Annotated in this window: 11 protein-coding genes; 6 read left to right on the top strand and 5 right to left on the bottom strand. The window is 70.9% G+C overall.

Going from position 1 to position 16,861, the window contains the following annotated elements; genetic code table 11:
• Nucleotides 1-80 precede the first annotated feature (80 nt).
• Nucleotides 81-845, top strand: coding sequence for a class I SAM-dependent methyltransferase (locus tag BLW82_RS38380; protein ID WP_093506437.1), 765 nt, complete (start codon nt 81-83; stop codon nt 843-845).
• A 517-nt stretch (nt 846-1,362) separates the two neighbouring features.
• Here BLW82_RS38380 and BLW82_RS38370 read toward each other — a convergent pair.
• The 4 genes from BLW82_RS38370 to BLW82_RS38350 all read right to left on the bottom strand — a co-directional run bounded on the left by BLW82_RS38370 (nt 1,363) and on the right by BLW82_RS38350 (nt 9,670).
• Nucleotides 1,363-2,721, bottom strand: a complete 1,359-nt coding sequence (locus BLW82_RS38370; RefSeq protein WP_093506435.1) for an NAD(P)/FAD-dependent oxidoreductase — start codon at nt 2,719-2,721, stop codon at nt 1,363-1,365.
• Nucleotides 2,722-3,140: 419 nt separating this feature from the next.
• Nucleotides 3,141-3,896: a GNAT family N-acetyltransferase gene (locus BLW82_RS38360; protein ID WP_256216097.1), complete on the bottom strand. Its 756-nt coding sequence runs from the start codon at nt 3,894-3,896 to the stop codon at nt 3,141-3,143.
• 271 nt (nt 3,897-4,167) lie between these two features.
• Complete coding sequence (locus tag BLW82_RS38355; RefSeq protein WP_093506429.1) at nt 4,168-6,375, bottom strand: FtsX-like permease family protein; 2,208 nt, start codon at nt 6,373-6,375, stop codon at nt 4,168-4,170.
• Nucleotides 6,376-6,889: 514 nt separating this feature from the next.
• Entirely contained in the window at nt 6,890-9,670 is a 2,781-nt protein-coding gene (locus BLW82_RS38350) for a helix-turn-helix transcriptional regulator (RefSeq protein WP_093506427.1), read from the bottom strand.
• 484 nt (nt 9,671-10,154) lie between these two features.
• On the opposite strand from BLW82_RS38350, the gene BLW82_RS38345 reads away from it, so the two are divergent.
• The 5 genes from BLW82_RS38345 to BLW82_RS38325 all read left to right on the top strand — a co-directional run bounded on the left by BLW82_RS38345 (nt 10,155) and on the right by BLW82_RS38325 (nt 15,188).
• The gene (locus BLW82_RS38345; protein WP_093506425.1) at nt 10,155-10,391 is read left to right on the top strand and encodes a hypothetical protein; all 237 of its coding nucleotides are present in this window, start codon (nt 10,155-10,157) and stop codon (nt 10,389-10,391) included.
• 355 nt (nt 10,392-10,746) lie between these two features.
• A complete protein-coding gene (locus BLW82_RS38340) occupies nt 10,747-11,490 on the top strand; it encodes an SDR family oxidoreductase (RefSeq protein WP_093506423.1) in 744 nt (247 codons plus the stop codon).
• An 84-nt stretch (nt 11,491-11,574) separates the two neighbouring features.
• A complete protein-coding gene (locus tag BLW82_RS38335; RefSeq protein WP_093506421.1) occupies nt 11,575-12,045 on the top strand; it encodes a carboxymuconolactone decarboxylase family protein in 471 nt (156 codons plus the stop codon).
• Between the two features lie 279 nt (nt 12,046-12,324).
• Nucleotides 12,325-13,857 carry an MFS transporter gene (locus tag BLW82_RS38330; RefSeq protein WP_093506419.1) on the top strand — a complete coding sequence of 511 codons (1,533 nt, stop codon included), beginning with the start codon at nt 12,325-12,327 and terminating at the stop codon, nt 13,855-13,857.
• A 65-nt stretch (nt 13,858-13,922) separates the two neighbouring features.
• Entirely contained in the window at nt 13,923-15,188 is a 1,266-nt protein-coding gene (locus tag BLW82_RS38325; RefSeq protein ID WP_371131302.1) for an IS701 family transposase, read from the top strand.
• 394 nt (nt 15,189-15,582) lie between these two features.
• On the opposite strand, the gene BLW82_RS38320 is transcribed toward BLW82_RS38325, so the two are convergent.
• Nucleotides 15,583-16,710, bottom strand: coding sequence for a PP2C family protein-serine/threonine phosphatase (locus BLW82_RS38320; RefSeq protein WP_177233202.1), 1,128 nt, complete (start codon nt 16,708-16,710; stop codon nt 15,583-15,585).
• Between the last annotated feature and the right edge of the window lie 151 nt (nt 16,711-16,861).

The raw sequence follows: 16,861 nt of genomic DNA, 5'->3' as shown, positions 1-16,861 counted from the left end.
GTGCTTCTGTGACAACGGTTCGCGCTGCGGTCGCCTGTCCTCGCTGTCACACACTATGCCCATACGTTGTCATGTCAGGCATGCACACTATCCTCAGCGGACCGTCGGGCCTCCGACGGGAATCCGACTCCTATGCGGTCACCGCGGAGTTCTACGACATCTTGCAGGCCGACGCGGACGAGGCCCGGGTCCGCCGGCTCTACGCACGCCAGATCGCCGACGCCCGCACCGGCGTGCTGGACGTCGGTGCCGGTACCGGGCGAGTGACCATACTGGCCCTCGCCGACTCCTGGGCCGACGTGCACGCCGTCGAACCGGCCCGGGCTATGCGTACGTCACTGCTGACCCGGCTCGCGGCCCTGCCCTCCGAGCAGCGGGATCGGGTAACCGTGCACCCGCACCCCCTCGACGAGACCGCGCTGGACGCGGTCGCGGACGTTGCCGTCTGCCACAACATGGTGGGTTGCCTTCCACCCGGCGTACGCGAGAAGTTGTGGCCCGCACTCGGCAGGGCCCTCACCCCCGGCGGCTCGCTGTTCGTGCAGCTGCCGCCGGCCCGGCTCCCGGCCCGCACCGTCGTGCGCCTGCTCGCGGACAAGCGGGTCGGCGCGCACGTCTACGGCGGACGCATGACAATGTCAGCCGCCGGCTACCGCATCCGGACCCGCGCCGACTACTGGGTCAGGGACGCCGAGGACGTGCTGCGGGAACACACCGAGACGTTCTGGATGTGGCCCGCGACGCGCGCCCGGCTGACCCGCGAGCTGGGAACGCACGGATTCGTCCCGCTCCCGGGGTACGAGGAGTCGGAGCTGCTGGCCGTGACGCTGCGCGGCCGCCGGTGAGACGCCGCACCTCAAGAGCCCCTCGGGTGCCGCACCGCCACAACCCGGCCCTCCGCGCGGTCATCCGCACGTCCCCACCGCACGGTTCGCCGTGTGTGCCACACCGACTGGGACGGGATGCAATGCGTCGCATGTGAAGACGTTCGTGGTCGTCGAGGGCGTGGTCCGGCCGCCGGCGAGGCCGCGGAGGAACTGTGCGCGCACGGTCACGACGGACCCTCGTCGTCGCGGTTGCGGACCGGGTCCGGGTCGAGGGTGATGACCGCGCCGACCGGCCCCGGTGCCGGAGGACCAACCCGGCGCGTCCGTTGACCGGCCAGGTGTCCGCGATGTCCGCGGCTGGGCGCGGAGCAGGGTGAGCACGCTCCGGGCCGCACCGAGGTCCGCGCCCGCGACGTCGCGTCGGCTCTGGGACGCGGCACCGACAGCGGCAGCATCAACACCGTCCGCAGCACGCTCGACCGCCTCGTCGGCGCCTCGCGCGTCCAGCGGGCCGGTCGCGGACTGTACCGCGCCGTCATGCCGTGAGCCGGCCTCCGGGCCCTGCGGGCTCCTCTCCTCGGCGCGGTTCGCCGCGGGAGACGAATGCCTGCCTCGGGTGCTGCACCGACGCCAGCGACACGATGTCGCGGCCGTAGAGAAGGGCCGTCACCCACACGGCGAACACACGCGTCTTGCGCTCCCAGCTCGGTATGGCCAGAACGTGGTAGCCACGGTGCATCAGCCAGGCGGGGAACCCCTTGATGACCAGGCCCCGGTACTGGAAGATGCCACGGCCGAGCCCGAGTGTGGCCACCACACCGAGACTGCGGTGCACGTAGTCCTTGGTCGGACGGCCGCGCAGCGACGCCAGGATGTTCTTCGTCAGCAGCTTGCCCTGGCGGACGGCGTGCTGGGCGTTGGGCACGGTGTACACGCCCGGCCTCCCGGCCGCGAGATCGGGCACCGAGGCGTCGTCCCCCGCCGCCCAGGCGTCGGGCACCACCTCGGTGTCCTTGGTGACCCGCAGATCCGCCTGTACGGTGAGCAGGCCCCGCTCGTCGACGGGCAGGTCGCTGTGGTTGTGCACGATCGGGTTGGCGGCGTTGCCGGCCGTCCACACCAGCAGGCCAGAGTCGTACTCGGTGCCGTCCGACAGCCGCACCCGGCCGTCCTCGGCGGAGACCAGCTGGGTGTTCAGGTGCACCCGCGCCCCCCGCTTCTCCAGCGAACGCACCACCCAGGCGCCCGGCCGGTCCGCGACCTCGGGCAGGATGCGGTCCCGTGCCTCGACCAGGTGGAAGACCGGTTCGTCCGCGCCGATCTCCGGGTACTGCTTGAGCAACGCGGTCGCCAGGGCCAGCAGCTCACCGAATCCCTCCACTCCGGAGAATCCGCCACCGACGACGGTGACGGTGAGCAGTTTGGTGCGTTCGGGCCCGCGCGGCAGACCGGCCGCACGGTCGAACGAGGTGAGGAGGCGGTCGCGGATCGCCACCGCCTCCTCGACGTGCTTGAGTCCGTACGCCTGATCGCTCAGCCCCGGGATCGGGAAGGTCCGGGTGACCGCCCCCGCCGTCACCACCAGCACGTCGTAGTGCAGGTCGAGGGATGGCCCGGACTCCGGTCGGACCGTGACCGTGCGCGCGCTGTGGCGGATCTCGGTCACCGAGCCCGCCACCAGACGCGTGGAGTGGAGGTGACGGCGGAGCGAGACCGCAGCGTGCCGGGCCTCCACCGAACCGGCCACGACCTCGGGCAGGAAGGGCTGGTACGTCATGTACGGGCGGGGGTCGACGACGGTGACGCGCGCCTCGCCCGGCCGCAGCCTCTTCTCCAGACCCCACGCGGTGTAGAAGCCCGCGTACCCGCCACCCACGATCAAGATCTCACGCACGGTGTCCTCTGTTCCCTCTCGGTCCTCACCCTCTAGACCGGTCGTCGGCACTCGGTGTGACACGGTGGCCGGATCACGTGCCAGGGCTGCGGGCGCGCCCTCTTCACCCGCATGTCAGTTTCATAGATCAGGGACGTGCGGGGGCCGTACTGGATGGTGTACATCCTGTTGGACCACTGGCCGGCGCCGCAGTCGAGGAGTCAGCCGAAGAACTGCAGGATGAAGGCGCGCTCGAATGCCCGGCCGGAGGTGCAGAGGACGTCCTCGTCGGGGGAGGCGCGCGCGGTGAGCTCGCCGGCCTGACCGGCCCTCCCCGCAGGCGAAGTCCCGGCGCGACCCGCCGGCCGGGCGAACGAGCGGCGGCGCCGGCATGCAGGTTGGAGGGGCACGGCGTATTCCGTATCCGGGCCGGCCGCGGCTCAGGCGGGGAAGGCGAACAGCCGGTACTCGGATGTCGTCGTGAAGCCGAAACGCCGGTACAACGGTTCGCCCGCAGGGCTGGCCACCAGCGCGGCGCAGCGCATCCCGCGCTCCCTCCCCACCTGGAGCGCGGTGGCCGTCAGGGCCGCACCGACGCCCCGCCGGCGATGTGCTTCGCTCACGTGGACGAGGAAGATCCCGGCCACCCCGTGGGCGGTGATCACCACGGTCGTCCCGACCACTCGGCCGTCCAGCACGGCGGCCAGCCGGATGATGTCGGCGTTGTCCGCGCGCCGCGACTCGATGCGCACCATCTCCGCCTCCAGCCGGGGATCGACACCCATCGAGGCCCGGTACGTCCGGACCAACTCGGCCAGCCGTTCGTCGTCCCGTACCGACTCCACTCGCACACCGGTGCGAGCGGTGCGCGGGACCGTGCCCGGGTCGACCGGTTCGTCGAGCGGGAGCACCATCACGGGGAGAACCGTGAGCTCTCGTCCACCATGGCACCGCAGGACGTCGGCGGTGTCCTCGGGGCTGTCGGGTCCGACCCACCACCACCAGGGAACGTTCGCGAACTCCTTGCGGACGGCCGTCACGTCCGCCTCGTCCGCGGACACCGACCGTACGCGTACGACGCCGTTGAACTGCGGGGTGGCAAGCCCGCTGCGGAACCGGTCGACGGTGTTGCCCGCTCGGCTCTGTGTGCCCCATCCCATGAGGTACTGACGGAAGTTGGCGAACACCGAGGCCATGGCGCCAGGTTCCCGCGAAGCCTCAGTGCTTCGTGTCGCGTTGTTCGACGTGCCGATCGGGCTTGCCGGATCCACCATTGCCGCTGTCTTCCTCATCTCGTGATTCTGCACACCACAGTGTGCGTCGTGGTTGCGGCCGGCGTTCCGCGGCCATGGCTGTCCTCCGCAGCGCGGATCATCGCCGTCTTCGGAAGTCCGAGGGCGGCCGGCGTTCGGGCTCCCGAAGGCACCCTCCATCCGGTCGCCTTACGTGGCGCGGCCGGGGGGCGATTCACTCATGACGTAGTCCCTGCGGTCGCGTCGAACGCCACAGTGCCGGCAGGGTCAACAGGGTGGCACCGAGGGAGACGGCCGCCCCGATGCCGGCTATGGCCAGCAGGGTGCTCCAGTTGTGCGTCACAGGCCTTCCGGCGAGATCGAGCAGCGTGCTGCCGAGGGCCGTCCCGATCGACTCCGCCACGAGCAGACCAAGTCCGACGGGGAGTACGGACTGCAAGAGGACGGATGTGGCGAGCGTACGACGGGGCGTGCCGAACGCGACGAGTACGGACAGGACTCGTGCGCGCTCGCGGACCTGTTCGAGCGCACCGAGCAGCATGCTCGCTGCGATCAGTACCAGCACCGCGGTTACCCCGGCCAGCAGGGCCCGCCTGACTCCGTCGAGGGCAGGGTCGCCCTGGGACTTTCCAGGAAAGTCGACGCTGAAGGCCGGGTCGAGCCGTGCTGCCGCGGTGCGGATGTGGTCCTGCACGTCTTTGAACCCGGTCGCGTAGGTGAGGCTGACCGTGCTGACGGCGTGTGCGACGGCGGTGTGCCCGGCCGCCCAGGGAGTGGCCAGCAGGGTCCGTTCAGAGGAAACCTCTGCCGGACAGGCGGGGGTCGCACGGACCGTTGCGGTGATGTGCGGCACTGTCCAGTGGGGGCCGTACATGTCCATGCGCAGTTTCGTGCCGGTCGCCCACGTGGACATGTCGGGCATGGTGTCTGTGGCCGGAGGAGCGGTGAGAAAGGCGTCCCCGTCCGAACAGGAAGGCAACTGTGCCAGCAGGCGCAGACGAGCGCAGTCGGCGATGAGGACGGTCTGAGGGAACCCACCGTTCAGGGGGCTCACCGACAACTCCTCGAACTCGATCGCCCGTCGGACACCAGGAGTCGTGGCGAGCACCGGGGCGTACTGCGTCCCTCGCGTCCCGCCGTCGTCGAGGCGGGCGACAGCGACGCGTGTGGAGGCGGAGGGGCCGTGTGCCCCTCGGGCGGTGCTGTCCACCGGGTTCTGCGAGAGTCCGGTGAGGAGGGTCTGGAGGGCCACGGCCCCCGCCACGGCAACCGCGATTCCGTTGACCGAGCGGGTGGCGGAGTCGCCGTTCAACTGCAGGCCGCGCAGCGCTAGTTGCCAAGGCAGCGGGCCGAAGCCGCCGAACAGTCGGGTGAGGCGCTCCACGGCCCACGGCAGCACCGCGGTGACTCCGACGAGCAGCGCGAGGATGCCGATGAGCACCAGGACGACACCGGAGGTGCCGTGCAGGTCGGCAGGGCTGCGTACGGAGATCCGCAGCAAAATCAGTCCGAGCAGGGGAAGTGCTATGCGCCACCACAGGCGTCGCGAGATGCTGCCGGACTTCCGGACGACTCCGAGGGGCTCTACGGCCACCTTGTGCATCGACAGTTGTGTGATGCCGAGGGAGAGCGTGAGTACGGCGACGACCACGAGCGCCGCCAGCAGGGGCTGTGGCGTGAGATCTTCGGTGAAGACACCGAGCCCCTGTATCTCCACCGTTCCGGCGAACTGACGCCCCGTCATGAAGAGGACCGCACCCAGGGCGATACCTGCCAGTGTGCTGAGCGCCACCTCGCCTGCGGCGATGGTGGCGGTCATCCCGCGGTTCGCGCCGACCAGGCGCAGGGCGGCCAGCCGCCGGTCCCGTCGCTCACCACCGAACCGTACGGCCGCGGCGATGAAAACACCGACGGGGAGGAGCAGGACGACGATTCCTGCGATGCAGACGAGGACGAGTTCGGGGGGAAGGGGCTTCTTCGCGTAGGCCTTGCCGAAGTGGTCGAGCCGTCGCGTTGGCCCAGCATCGGCCGCCATGTGGTTCGCGACCAGATAGAAGACGTGCTCGCCCGGGTCGAGCAGACCTGCATCGCCGATCTCACCCGCGACGGGATGGGCGAGGCGCTCGCGCAGCAGGCCGTCTCCCGGTGCGGCCAGCAGTTTGTGCAGTGCAGGAGAGACGACCATGTCCCCGGGGCGTGGGTAGCGCTGGACTCCGGGCGGCAGCGGTGCCGCAGGCCCCTCCGGCTGCACCATGCGCCCTCGGATCTTCTCGCCCCGGAACACGGTGTCGATGTCCCTGACAAGAACGGTGTGATCCGAGCGCGTGATGGCGCGGTCGCTGAGGTTGACATCGATGCGGTGGTGGATCCGCTGGTCCCGGTGGTGTCTGACGGTCGGCACCGACGCGGCGAACAGCAACATTGCCACCCCCAGCCCCACGCCGACAGCTGTAAGAGACGTACGGATCGCGCTGCCCCGCCCGCCGAAGAGTGCGAGTCGAGCGCCGAGGGCGAGCGCGCGGAGAGCTCCGAGGCGCCGACGTGCGGGTGGGCTCACAGTGTTCCTCTCGTACGACTGGGGACAGGGTGCCGTCTCGCGGCGCAAGGGTGGGCAGCGCAGGGGCGTGAACGCCATCTGCGGTGTCCGTCACACTCTGACTGATGGTGCAGGCGACTCCTGTTCGACGACGTCTCATCGCGTCGGCAATTCCGGTCCACGAGCGACGTCCGGCCGGGTCGGCGAGGATCACCCACGCCCCGCCTCGTGCACACCCGTCGCCCATCACGAGGTGGGGCGAGGCCTGCCTCGTTCCTCGCCTGCGCGAGGCGGTGACCGCCCTCGTGCGGCTGGACCGAGCGCATCGGATCCAGGCGCTGTATGCCGTCACCCATAGGCGCGCGGCCCCCGCGGGTTCGTGATGGCTGTCGGTTCTGACTCACCGTGCCCGTGCGATGTCGAGGACGTCCGGAAGGGCTCGGCGGGAGCTGATGCCGAGCTTCACGTAGACCTTCCGCAGGTGCCATTCCACGGTATGGGGGCTGATGAACAGCTCCGCGCCGATCCGCGCGTTCGTCATGCCGTCGGCGGCGAGGGCCGCGACCTGCGACTCCTGCGGGGTGAGAGCGTTCTCCGGTGTGGTCTCCCGCGCGGTCACCTGCTCGCCGGTGGCGATCAGCTCACGGCGGGCCCGTTCGGCGAACGCGTGAGCCGGCATCGCGCCGAACATGTCGTAGGCCGTGCGGAGATGCTCGCGGGCCTGCGCGCGGCGCTGTGCGCGCCGCAGCCACTCGCCGTACAGCAGGTGGGTGCGTGCCACCTCGACGACAACCCCGCCGCGGCCGAATTCCCGGATCGCCGTGCGGTACAGGCGGTCGGCCGCCTCACCGTCGGCCAGCAGCGCCTCACTGCGAGCCCTCGCACCCCGCGCCCACCCGGAGTCGGTGGCGCGGGTGAGTTCGGTGAGGCGGGCCAACGAGGCCCGAGCCTGGTCGAGTTCACCGCAACGCGTCGCGGCCTCCACATGTTCGACCAGCGACAGACCGGTGAAGTTGAACCCGTCGTGCTCGATACCGGTGCGGGCGGCTTCGATCGCCTCTTCGTAGCGGGCCAGTCCGTTGAAGAGCACGCCCTGGATGTAGCCCATGGCACCGAGCAGGGATACTTCGCCCCGCTGCACGGCGCGCTCTCTGGCTTCTTCGATGATGCCGGCGGCGACATCCGCTTCACCCCGCCACGCGGCCAGGACGAGCGCGGCGTACTTGTGCGGGGCGTGGCCGGTCGCGGTGGCGATCGCGTCGGCTTCGTCGATCATCCGGTCGGCCTCGGCGAAGTCGCCGTAGTGGATGTGCACCCCGCCCGCGTAGATCAGAGCCGGCGGCAGGCTGCCGAGTGCTCCGATGTCGCGGGCCAGACGCACTGCGCGAGTCGAGAGTGTGTCCCAGGCATGCAGGTCCCAGGCCCAGTGGATGAACGACTCGAGCGCGACGGGAGCCAGCAGCAGCCACCGTACGGTCGCCTCCCGGGTGTGGAGCTCTTCGTGCTCGAGCAGGTCGAGTGCCTCGCGCAGGGCCGGGACGGCCGTCTCCGGGCCGTCCGCGAGCAGGGCCGCCACACCGTCCAGGAGAGCGTCCGCGGCCCTGGATCCCGAGGAGGGCGCCCCGGACGCGCGGGCCGCTATCGCCGCGGCGCGGGCGCCTGTCGGACCATGGACCCGGCCGGCGAAGATGGTCGCGCTGATCGCCTCCAGGTACGTCTCCCGCGCCAGGGGAGATCCGGCCGCGGTGAACTGTGCCGCCGCGTCCAGGAGCAGTGGTGCCGCCTCGTCGCTGCGGCTGCGGGCGAACAGGATTCTGGCCCGCAGACGTGCCAGGCGGGCCCGGTCCAGGACGCTGAGGGGATACAGGTCGGCCACCGCGGCCAATTCCGTGGCCCGTTCGGGCGCGGCGGCCGAGAAGTGCGCCTCGGCCGCCGCAAGGGCCCGGCGCCCGCGCGGCCAGGGATCGGGCGTCACCTCCACCGCGCGTTCCAGCAGAACCGCCTCGGCCGCGATGCCCCCGCGCTGCCGGGCACGGTCGGCGGCCTGCTCCAGTCCCGCGGCGACCTCCTCGTCCGGCCCGTCGGCCGCCTGCGCGGCGTGCCAGGCGCGCCGGTCAGGGTCCAGGAGGGGGTCCGTGGCCTCGGCCAGGGCCCGGTGCACCGCACGTCGATCCTCCGGCTCGGCTCCGTGGTAGACCGCCGAACGGACCAGCGGGTGCCGGAACCGTACGGGCTCGCCGAACTCGATCAGGCCGGCCGCCTTGGCCGGTGCGGCGTCCGGAGTGATGCCGAGGGAAGCGGCCGCGCGGATCAACAGGCGCACGTCGCCCACCGGTTCCGCCGCAGCGATCAGAAGCAGGGTGCGGGTCGCGGCCGGCAGCGCGCCGAGCCGTGCGGCGAAATCACGCTCGACACGGCTGGCCACCGGCCCTTGGACGACCGGGGCACTCGACGCGTCGACGCCGTAGGCCAGTTCGGCGGCGCTGCGGCCGCGGGAGAATTCCAGCAGTGCGAGCGGGTTGCCGTGTGTCTCGGCCACGAACCGGTCCCGGACCCGCTCCTCCAACCGTCCCCCCACAGCTCCCTCCAGGAGTTCCCCGGCCGAGGCGGCGTCAAGTCCCCCCAGTTGCAGCGCCGGCAGGCCCGCGAGCGCGGACTGCCCCTCGGGGTCGCGCACCGCGAACACCATGGCGACCGGCTCCGCGAGAAGTCGCCGGGCCACGAACTCAAGTGTCTGCAACGACACTTGATCCAGCCACTGGGCGTCGTCCACCAGCACCAGCACCGGCCGGGTCTCCGAGGCGCGGGTGAGCAGGGTCAGAACGGCGAGGCCGACCAGGAAACGGTCGGGCGGATCGCCGACCGCCGTCCCGAATGCCACGCGCAGGGCGTCACGTTGGGGTTGCGGCAGTTCTTCGACACCGTCCAGGAACGGCGCGCACACCTGGTGCAGACTCGCGTAAGGGAGCTCCATGTCGGCCTCGACACCGCGCGCCCAGGTCACCTGCACCCGGGAAGCCCGCGCAGCCGTGTACTCCAGCAGCACCGACTTGCCGATGCCCGCCTCGCCCCGGACGACCGTGACGCGGGAACCGCCGGCCTGAAGGCCGGCCAGCAGGTCGTCGAGCGCCGTGCACTCACGCTGCCGGCCGACCAGAGCGGGAAGCGGGCTGGCGATCATGCGACTCGGCTCCTCGGCGGGATCCGGGGAGAACAGTGCTCCCACAGCGGTGTTCGGAAGAATCCTTGTCACGGTACCCGCGGCCCCTCCCCCGCGGTGCGGACAAACGGTGTGACTACTTCCACGCCCGGAAACACGCTGAGGTTGTCACAAATCGGGGCCCTGTCCGGTCCATCCCAACCAATGATCCTGTCCGTGCGCTGTCATAGGAGGACCCATGTCTTCGCTCGGACACCAGCTCACCACGTCCGTCCCAGTGGTGGGAACCGGTGCGTCAGGCCTCCGAGCGGCCGTCGAAGTCGCCGAGGCCGGTGTGCGGTCGTCGTGGTCACCCAGCAGGCCCGCGAAGACGCCCAGGCCGGCGCGGCGCGGGACGATGCCGAGTGGGCGCCCGCCCCTGCCCGCCTTGGCGACACCGGGGAGCGGCACTCGGCTGAGACGTCGCGGCAGAGCCGCTGTCGAGGCCCGGACGGCGGACATCGCCGTGCACATCGACATCGGCGGCTTCTCGGACCTGGCGCACGCCTGCGACCTCAGACCCGCGCGCCCCCGGGCGACCATCCAGTGTGCTCGGGAGCGGCTCCGGCCCCGGGACTGCCACCACCGGTCCGAGCGCCCCGGCGCCGCGCCCGTCCTGCCGGACGCCACGGTGTGGTCCGCGAGGACCGGCGTGCGCCGCACACCCCTGTGGCCCGCCCCGACCGGAATCACCGAGCCGTGACGCGACGCGTCCGACGATGCCGGACCCGCTGTGTGAGGGCGATCGACCGCGGCGCGAAATCTTTGTGCGCCGCCCTGTCACAGATGCCGGGCTCGCCCGGTCAGGAGGGTACGAGCCACGCGGCCGGTGCCGTGGACTAGTGCCGCAACAGGCAACGTTCGCCCCGTCACGACGCCCGGCACGCACTCTCGCCGCACCGGCCGAAAGCCCAAGTACATCCAGTACGAGGACTTCCGGCCGGCACGCCGAGAGCACGCACCGGACGCCGCTCCTTGACGGGCAAACGTTGCCTGCCGCGGCACTAGGTCGCCGCAGACCCGCCCGGCACCGTGCGAGATCAGTGAAGGGAAAGTCCATGAAGGTCGTAGTGATCGGCGGAACCGGACTCATCGGTTCCAAGGTCGTCTCCAAGCTCGACGAACACGGTCATGAGGCGGTGGCAGCCTCCCCGAACACCGGAGTCAACGCGGTCACCGGAGAAGGCCTGGCCGACGTCCTGAAGGGCGCCTCCGTCGTCGTCGACGTCTCCAACTCCCCCTCCTTCGACGACGACGCGGTGATGGAGTTCTTCCGCGCCTCCACCACCAACCTGCTCGCCGCGGAGGCTGCCGCCGGCGTCACACACCACGTGGCTCTGTCCGTCGTGGGCACCGACCGCCTCCAGCAGTCCGGCTACTTCCAGGCCAAGCAGGTCCAGGAGGACATGATCCGGGACTCCGGAGTGCCGTACTCGATCGTCCACGCCACGCAGTTCTTCGAGTTCGCCAAGACCCTCGCGGACTCGGCGACCAGCGGTGAAACGGTGTCCGTCGCCCCCATCAAGATCCAGCCCATCTTCTCGGGCGACGTGGCCGCGGCCGTCGGCCGCACGGCGGTCGGCACTCCGGTCAACGGAATCGTCGAGGTCGCCGGCCCCGACACCTTCACCCTGGAGGACTTCATCCGCAAGGCCCTCACGGCCCACAACGACCCCCGCACGGTCGTGACGGACCCGAAGGGTCTCTACTGGGGCGCCGCCCTCAAGGAGTCCGACCTGCTGCCCGGCCCCGACGCACAGCTCGGCGAGACGCACTTCGCCGACTGGAGCAGCAAGCAGTAACGGCGAGCCGGGAGCCCACGGCCCCGAAATCGCAGCAACCTCAAGCCAGTTCATCTCCGATCACTCGACTATCAGGATTCCTCCATGGACGCGCGCATCGACTACTTCGGCAACGCTCTCGCGGGCAAGGTCATGAAGCACCTCAACTCGGCCGGAGCCGCTGTGCACTCGGCGCTTCCCGTCGCCACCCAGGAACTGGTGAAGATCCGGGCCAGCCAGATCAACGGCTGCGGCTTCTGCACCGACATGCACACCAAGGACGCCACCGCCGCGGGCGAGGACCAGCAGCGGCTGCACCTGGTCGCCGCCTGGCGCGAAGCCACCGTCTTCACCGACGCCGAGCGCGCGGCGCTGGAGGTCACCGAACAGGGCACCCGCATCGCCGACGCGGCGGGCGGTGTGTCGGACGAGGCCTGGGCCAACGCCGCGAAGCACTACGACGAGGACCAGCTCGCCGCGCTGATCTCGTTGATCGCGATCATCAACGCCTACAACCGCATCAACGTCATCAACCAGCAGCCCGCCGGCGGCTACAGGCCCGGCATGTTCGGCTGACCCGCCGGTCCGCCGGACGCCCACCGTCCGTCTCCCGCTCGCCCCGGCCCACCGAGCGGGAAACGGACCCTCGGACACCCTGCGTCCTCACGACGCCACACCGCGTACCGCAGCCCCCCGGGTGCCACGCGGAGGACCACGCACGAACCACCGCACCCCGGGCATACGTGACGCGCCACCCGGTGCACCCGTGCGTAGACGAGAAGACCGACCCGCCGCACCCGCTGCCCGGCACGAACGTACCGGCCGCCTCCTGGCCCACTGTCCCAAGGAGACGACATGCACCCCTCCCCCGCCCCGAGCGACCCGGCCTTCCTGCGCATCGCCAGCGCCCGTGGCCGATGGACCCTTCTGGCCACCGTCCTCGGCTCCAGCGTGGTGCTGCTCGGCTCGACCGTCACCAACGTCGCGCTGCCGCACATCGGCGACGACTTCGACGCCGACCTCACCGCACTCCAGTGGACCGTGAACGCCTACATGCTGACCCTGGCGGGACTCATCCTGCTGGGCGGATCCCTGGGCGACCGCTTCGGCCGGCGCCGGATCTTCGTCCTGGGCATCATCTGGTTCGCTGCGGCGTCCCTGCTGTGCGGACTGGCTCCCGACACGACCGCGCTCATCGCCGCCCGCGCGCTCCAGGGCGTCGGCGGCGCGCTCCTCACCCCCGGCTCACTGGCGATCATCGAAGCCTCCTTCCACCCGGACGACCGGCCGCGCGCCATCGGCCTGTGGTCCGGGTTCGGCGGCATCGGGGCGGCACTCGGGCCGTTTCTCGGCGGATGGCTCGTCGACGGCCCCGGCTGGCGCTGGACCTTTCTGCTGACGATCCCCCCGGCGCTGCTGTGCGTGCCCCTGGCAATGCGCCACGTCCCGGAGTCCGTCGGCAGGCCTCAGCAGCCCACCGTCCCGGCCGGTAACCACATCCCGTCCCGGCGGGGGTTCGACCTCGCCGGTGCGGCGCTGGGCGCGCTGACGCTCGCTCTGGCCACCTACGCGCTGACCGAAGCCCGTTCCGGCGGGCCCGTCGCCCTTGCCGCGGCCGCGGGCAGCATCGCGGCCGGGGCCGCGTTCCTGCTGGTGGAGCGGCGCAGCAGCGACCCGATGATGCCCCTGTCGATCTTCTCGTCGCGGCCGTTCACGGCCATCAACCTGATCACCCTGTGCGTCTACGCCGGGCTGGGCGGGTTCTTCTTCCTGACCGCCCTGCAACTGCAGATCGTCGCCGGCTACTCGGCACTGGCGGCGGGCGCTGCCATGTTGCCGAGCACGGTACTGATGCTGCTGTTCTCCGCCCGCTCCGGGACGCTCGCCCAACGCCTGGGACCGCGCATCCCGCTCACCGTCGGCCCTGTGGTGTGCGGGGCGGGCATGATGATGACGGCGCGGGTGGGCACGCACGCCTCCTACTACGCCGACGTTCTGCCCGCCCTGCTCGTGATGGGGACGGGCATGGTCATCATGGTCGCTCCGCTGAGCGTGACGCTGCTGGCCTCGGTCGAGGCCGCCGACGCGGGCCTGGCCAGCGGAATCAACAACGCGGCCGCACGCGCGGCCGGGCTGGTCTCCGTGGCCGCGCTGCCGCTGCTGGTCGGCATGAGCCCGGACGCCTACCGCTCCCCCGGCTCCTTCGACACGGCGTTCAACCGGGCCATGCCCCTGTGCGCGGGTCTGCTGGCCATCGGAGCGGTGATGGCCTTCGCCCTGCTGCGCGAAACCGCCGGCACCTCTCACGCACGGCACGGCCGGGCTCACGGCTGGCTGATGGAGCCGCCGCTGGTGTCGCGCTTCGCCCATCACCGGGTTCTCGACTAGTAGGGCTTGGTCAGGTTCATTTGTGGATGGCGTGTCCGTTGGTCGGTGGGTGTCGTTGAGGTGGTGTGACACCTGAGGAGATGGTCGGGGTCCGGGAGGCCCTGGAGGCGTTCACGGCGGAGTTGTTCGACGGCTTCTTCCGTGCTGACCAGCGGCGATGGGGACAGGTTTATGTGCGGGGACTGTTGCTGAACGGTCGGCGCAAGTCGGTGGAGCCGATGGCGGCCCGCCTCGGCGAGGACGGCAACCGGCAGGCACTGGCCCACTTCGTGACGACCAGCCCGTGGAATCCGGCGCACGTGCAGGCCCGCCTGGCCTGGAAGATGCAGGACGCGATCCGGCCGGAAGCGCTGATCGTCGACGACACCGGGTTCCTCAAGGACGGGGACGCCTCGGCGTGCGTGTCCCGGCAGTACACCGGAACCGCGGGCAAGGTCACCAACTGCCAGGTGGGAGTGTCGCTGCACCTGGCCACCGACCGTGCCTCGGCCGCGATCGACTGGCGGCTGTTCATGCCGGCCGGCTGGGACCCGGCCTCGCCCGAGGCAGATGCGGCCAAGGTCGCCCGCCGCACCCGCTGCGGCATCCCCGCCCAGACGGGACACGTGGAGAAGTGGCAGCTGGCCCTGGACATGATCGACGAAGCACGGTCGTGGGGCATCGACGTTCCCCTCGTCGTCGCGGACGCCGGATACGGCGACGCCGCCGCCTTCCGCAGCGGCCTGGAAGAACGCAATCTGCCCTATGCGGTGGGCATCTCCGGCCGCCACACCGCTCACCCTGCCGATGCCCGGCCCGTCCAGCCCGCCTACGCGGGCACCGGCCGGCCGTCGAAGATGCAGTACCCCGACCCGCCGCAGAGCGTGAAGGACCTGGTCATCGCGGCCGGCCGGACGGCCGCTCGGCCGGTGTCCTGGCGAGAGGGATCCCGGCCGGGCAACAGCCGAAGCGGCTTCAGGCGCATGTACTCGCGGTTCGTCGCCCTGCGCATCCGTCCCGCCGGACGCGGCATCCGCAAGCCGGCCGACGAACCGGAACTGCCCGAGCGCTGGCTGCTTGCCGAATGGCCAGCCGACGAGAGCGAACCGGTGCAGTTCTGGCTGTCCAGCCTGCCCTCCGGCATGCCTTTGGCCACCCTGGTGCGGCTGGCCAAGCTCCGCTGGCGCATCGAGCACGACTACCGCGAGATGAAACAAGCCCTGGGACTGGCCCACTTCGAGGGCCGCACCTGGAACGGCTGGCACCACCACGTCACCCTCGTCTCCGCCGCCCACGCCTTCTGCACACTCCAACGGCTGGCACGAGACCCAAAAGACACGGCGCAGGACTGAGCCTCTACCAGACCGTCCGCGAGCTGCAAACACTCCTCGCCCTCTGGACCGGCGCCTGCCCCACCTGCCACCACGACATACCCACCCCAATACGAACCTGACCAAGCCCTACTAGTGCCGCAACAGGCAACGTTCGCCCCGTCACGACGCCCGGCACGCACTCTCGCCGCACCAGCCGAAAGCCCAAGTACATCCAGTACGAGGACTTCCGGCCGGCACGCCGAGAGCACGCACCGGACGCCGCTCCTTGACGGGCAAACGTTGCCTGCCGCGGCACTAGGTCGAGAGCCCAGATCCCCCGGCCGGGGCGCATGTGCCAGCCGGTTCCCGCCCCCTCCCCGGCGGGAACCGGCTTCGTCCGTAGGCCGGGCCGGTCCTGCGGGTCGGCAGAACATCAAACCCCGCCCCCTCCGCCGCAGGACAGATGAAGCACCGCCACATCGTCCCGAAGCCCGCCGAACGGGGCGGCCAGCAGCGATACGCCGCCTACCAAGGCATCGACGAACGTCTGCGCCTCCAGATGCGCGAGCCGACCGGCCAGCCTCAGCAAGCCCTCCTCCCCGAGCCGTCCGCCGGCCGTACGACCTTCGTAGAGTCCGTCGGTGAACAGCACGATGCCGTCCCCGTCCGACATCGCCGTCTCGCTCTCCCGCCAGTCCCCTTGCCCGGGGAAGAGTCCCAGCGGGAGACCTGGCGGCGGCTCCACCCAACGGACCTCTCCTCCGTGCCGGTGCAGATAGCCCGGATGGCCGGCGGTGACCGTCCGCAGGGTGCGGCGGTGGGGCGACAGGACCAGGGACACCACGGTCGCGTAGGTCTCCTCCTCCGCTCGTTCCGCGGTCAGGATGCGTTCGAGCAGATGGAGTTGTTCCAGCTGGCTCTGCCCGCACAGCACGGCCGTGCGCCATGCCAGGCGCAGGTGGACACCGAGGGCGGCCGCGGCGGCACCGTGCCCGGACACATCGCCCATGACCACGTGGGCGCTGCCGTCGTCGCCGCGCACCACATCGCAGAAGTCACCGCCCAGCAAAGTGTGCGCCCGACCCGGCGCGTAGTGGAAGGCGGTCGTGAAGCCGTCTGCCCGCAGCGTCAGGTCGGGCAACAGGCCCCGTTCCAGCAGGGCGTTGTCCCGCGCTATCTCCTCGCCTGCCACGGTGCGCCCCGCGACGGCACGTTGCGGCGCCGCCCAGATCTTCCGGCTGAACTCGTCGGGAGCGCTGCGGCGGTGATCGGCCCAGCCCTGCGTCGAGCCGGCGACAGGGCGGAAGGCGTGCGACGCGTGCGTGCCCTCGAGAACGAGCACGGCCGCGTCGGGGGCGTGGCGGCGTACCAGGGTGACGACGTCGGCCGAGGTCCGTCCGGCCGGTGTGCTGCCCACCAGGACGCACAGCGGGCCGTGGGCGCCGGACGTGCGGCATACTTCCTCGACGCTCGTGTGGCAGACCAGCGCATCGGCCAGCCGGTCCGGAAGCAGCCGCCGGACGTGGACCGCGTCCTGTTCGTCCTGGGACAGCAGAACCACGCGGAGGTCGCGGCAGAAGGAGGAGCCCCCACGGGGACGGGCCTCGAGAGCCCGATGTCCTCCACAGCGATCGACGGCCGGAACGTCCGGCCGCGGAATGGGGATGCTCATGTGTGGTCTTTCGTGCGGCGAGTGGCGATGGCGGCTCCAC

Source organism: Streptomyces sp. Ag109_O5-10 (assembly GCF_900105755.1).
GTDB lineage: Bacteria > Actinomycetota > Actinomycetes > Streptomycetales > Streptomycetaceae > Streptomyces.
This window is presented reverse-complemented; position numbering and strand designations above follow the sequence as displayed.

Excerpts from the sequence above, each read along its gene's own strand:
- BLW82_RS38380 (WP_093506437.1), top strand. The coding sequence starts at position 81 with ATGCACACTATCCTCAGCGGACCGTCGGGCCTCCGACGGGAATCCGAC.
- BLW82_RS38360 (WP_256216097.1), bottom strand. The coding sequence starts at position 3,896 with ATGGCCTCGGTGTTCGCCAACTTCCGTCAGTACCTCATGGGATGGGGC.
- BLW82_RS38355 (WP_093506429.1), bottom strand. The coding sequence starts at position 6,375 with ATGTTGCTGTTCGCCGCGTCGGTGCCGACCGTCAGACACCACCGGGAC.
- BLW82_RS38350 (WP_093506427.1), bottom strand. The coding sequence starts at position 9,670 with ATGATCGCCAGCCCGCTTCCCGCTCTGGTCGGCCGGCAGCGTGAGTGC.
- BLW82_RS38340 (WP_093506423.1), top strand. The coding sequence starts at position 10,747 with ATGAAGGTCGTAGTGATCGGCGGAACCGGACTCATCGGTTCCAAGGTC.
- BLW82_RS38335 (WP_093506421.1), top strand. The coding sequence starts at position 11,575 with ATGGACGCGCGCATCGACTACTTCGGCAACGCTCTCGCGGGCAAGGTC.
- BLW82_RS38330 (WP_093506419.1), top strand. The coding sequence starts at position 12,325 with ATGCACCCCTCCCCCGCCCCGAGCGACCCGGCCTTCCTGCGCATCGCC.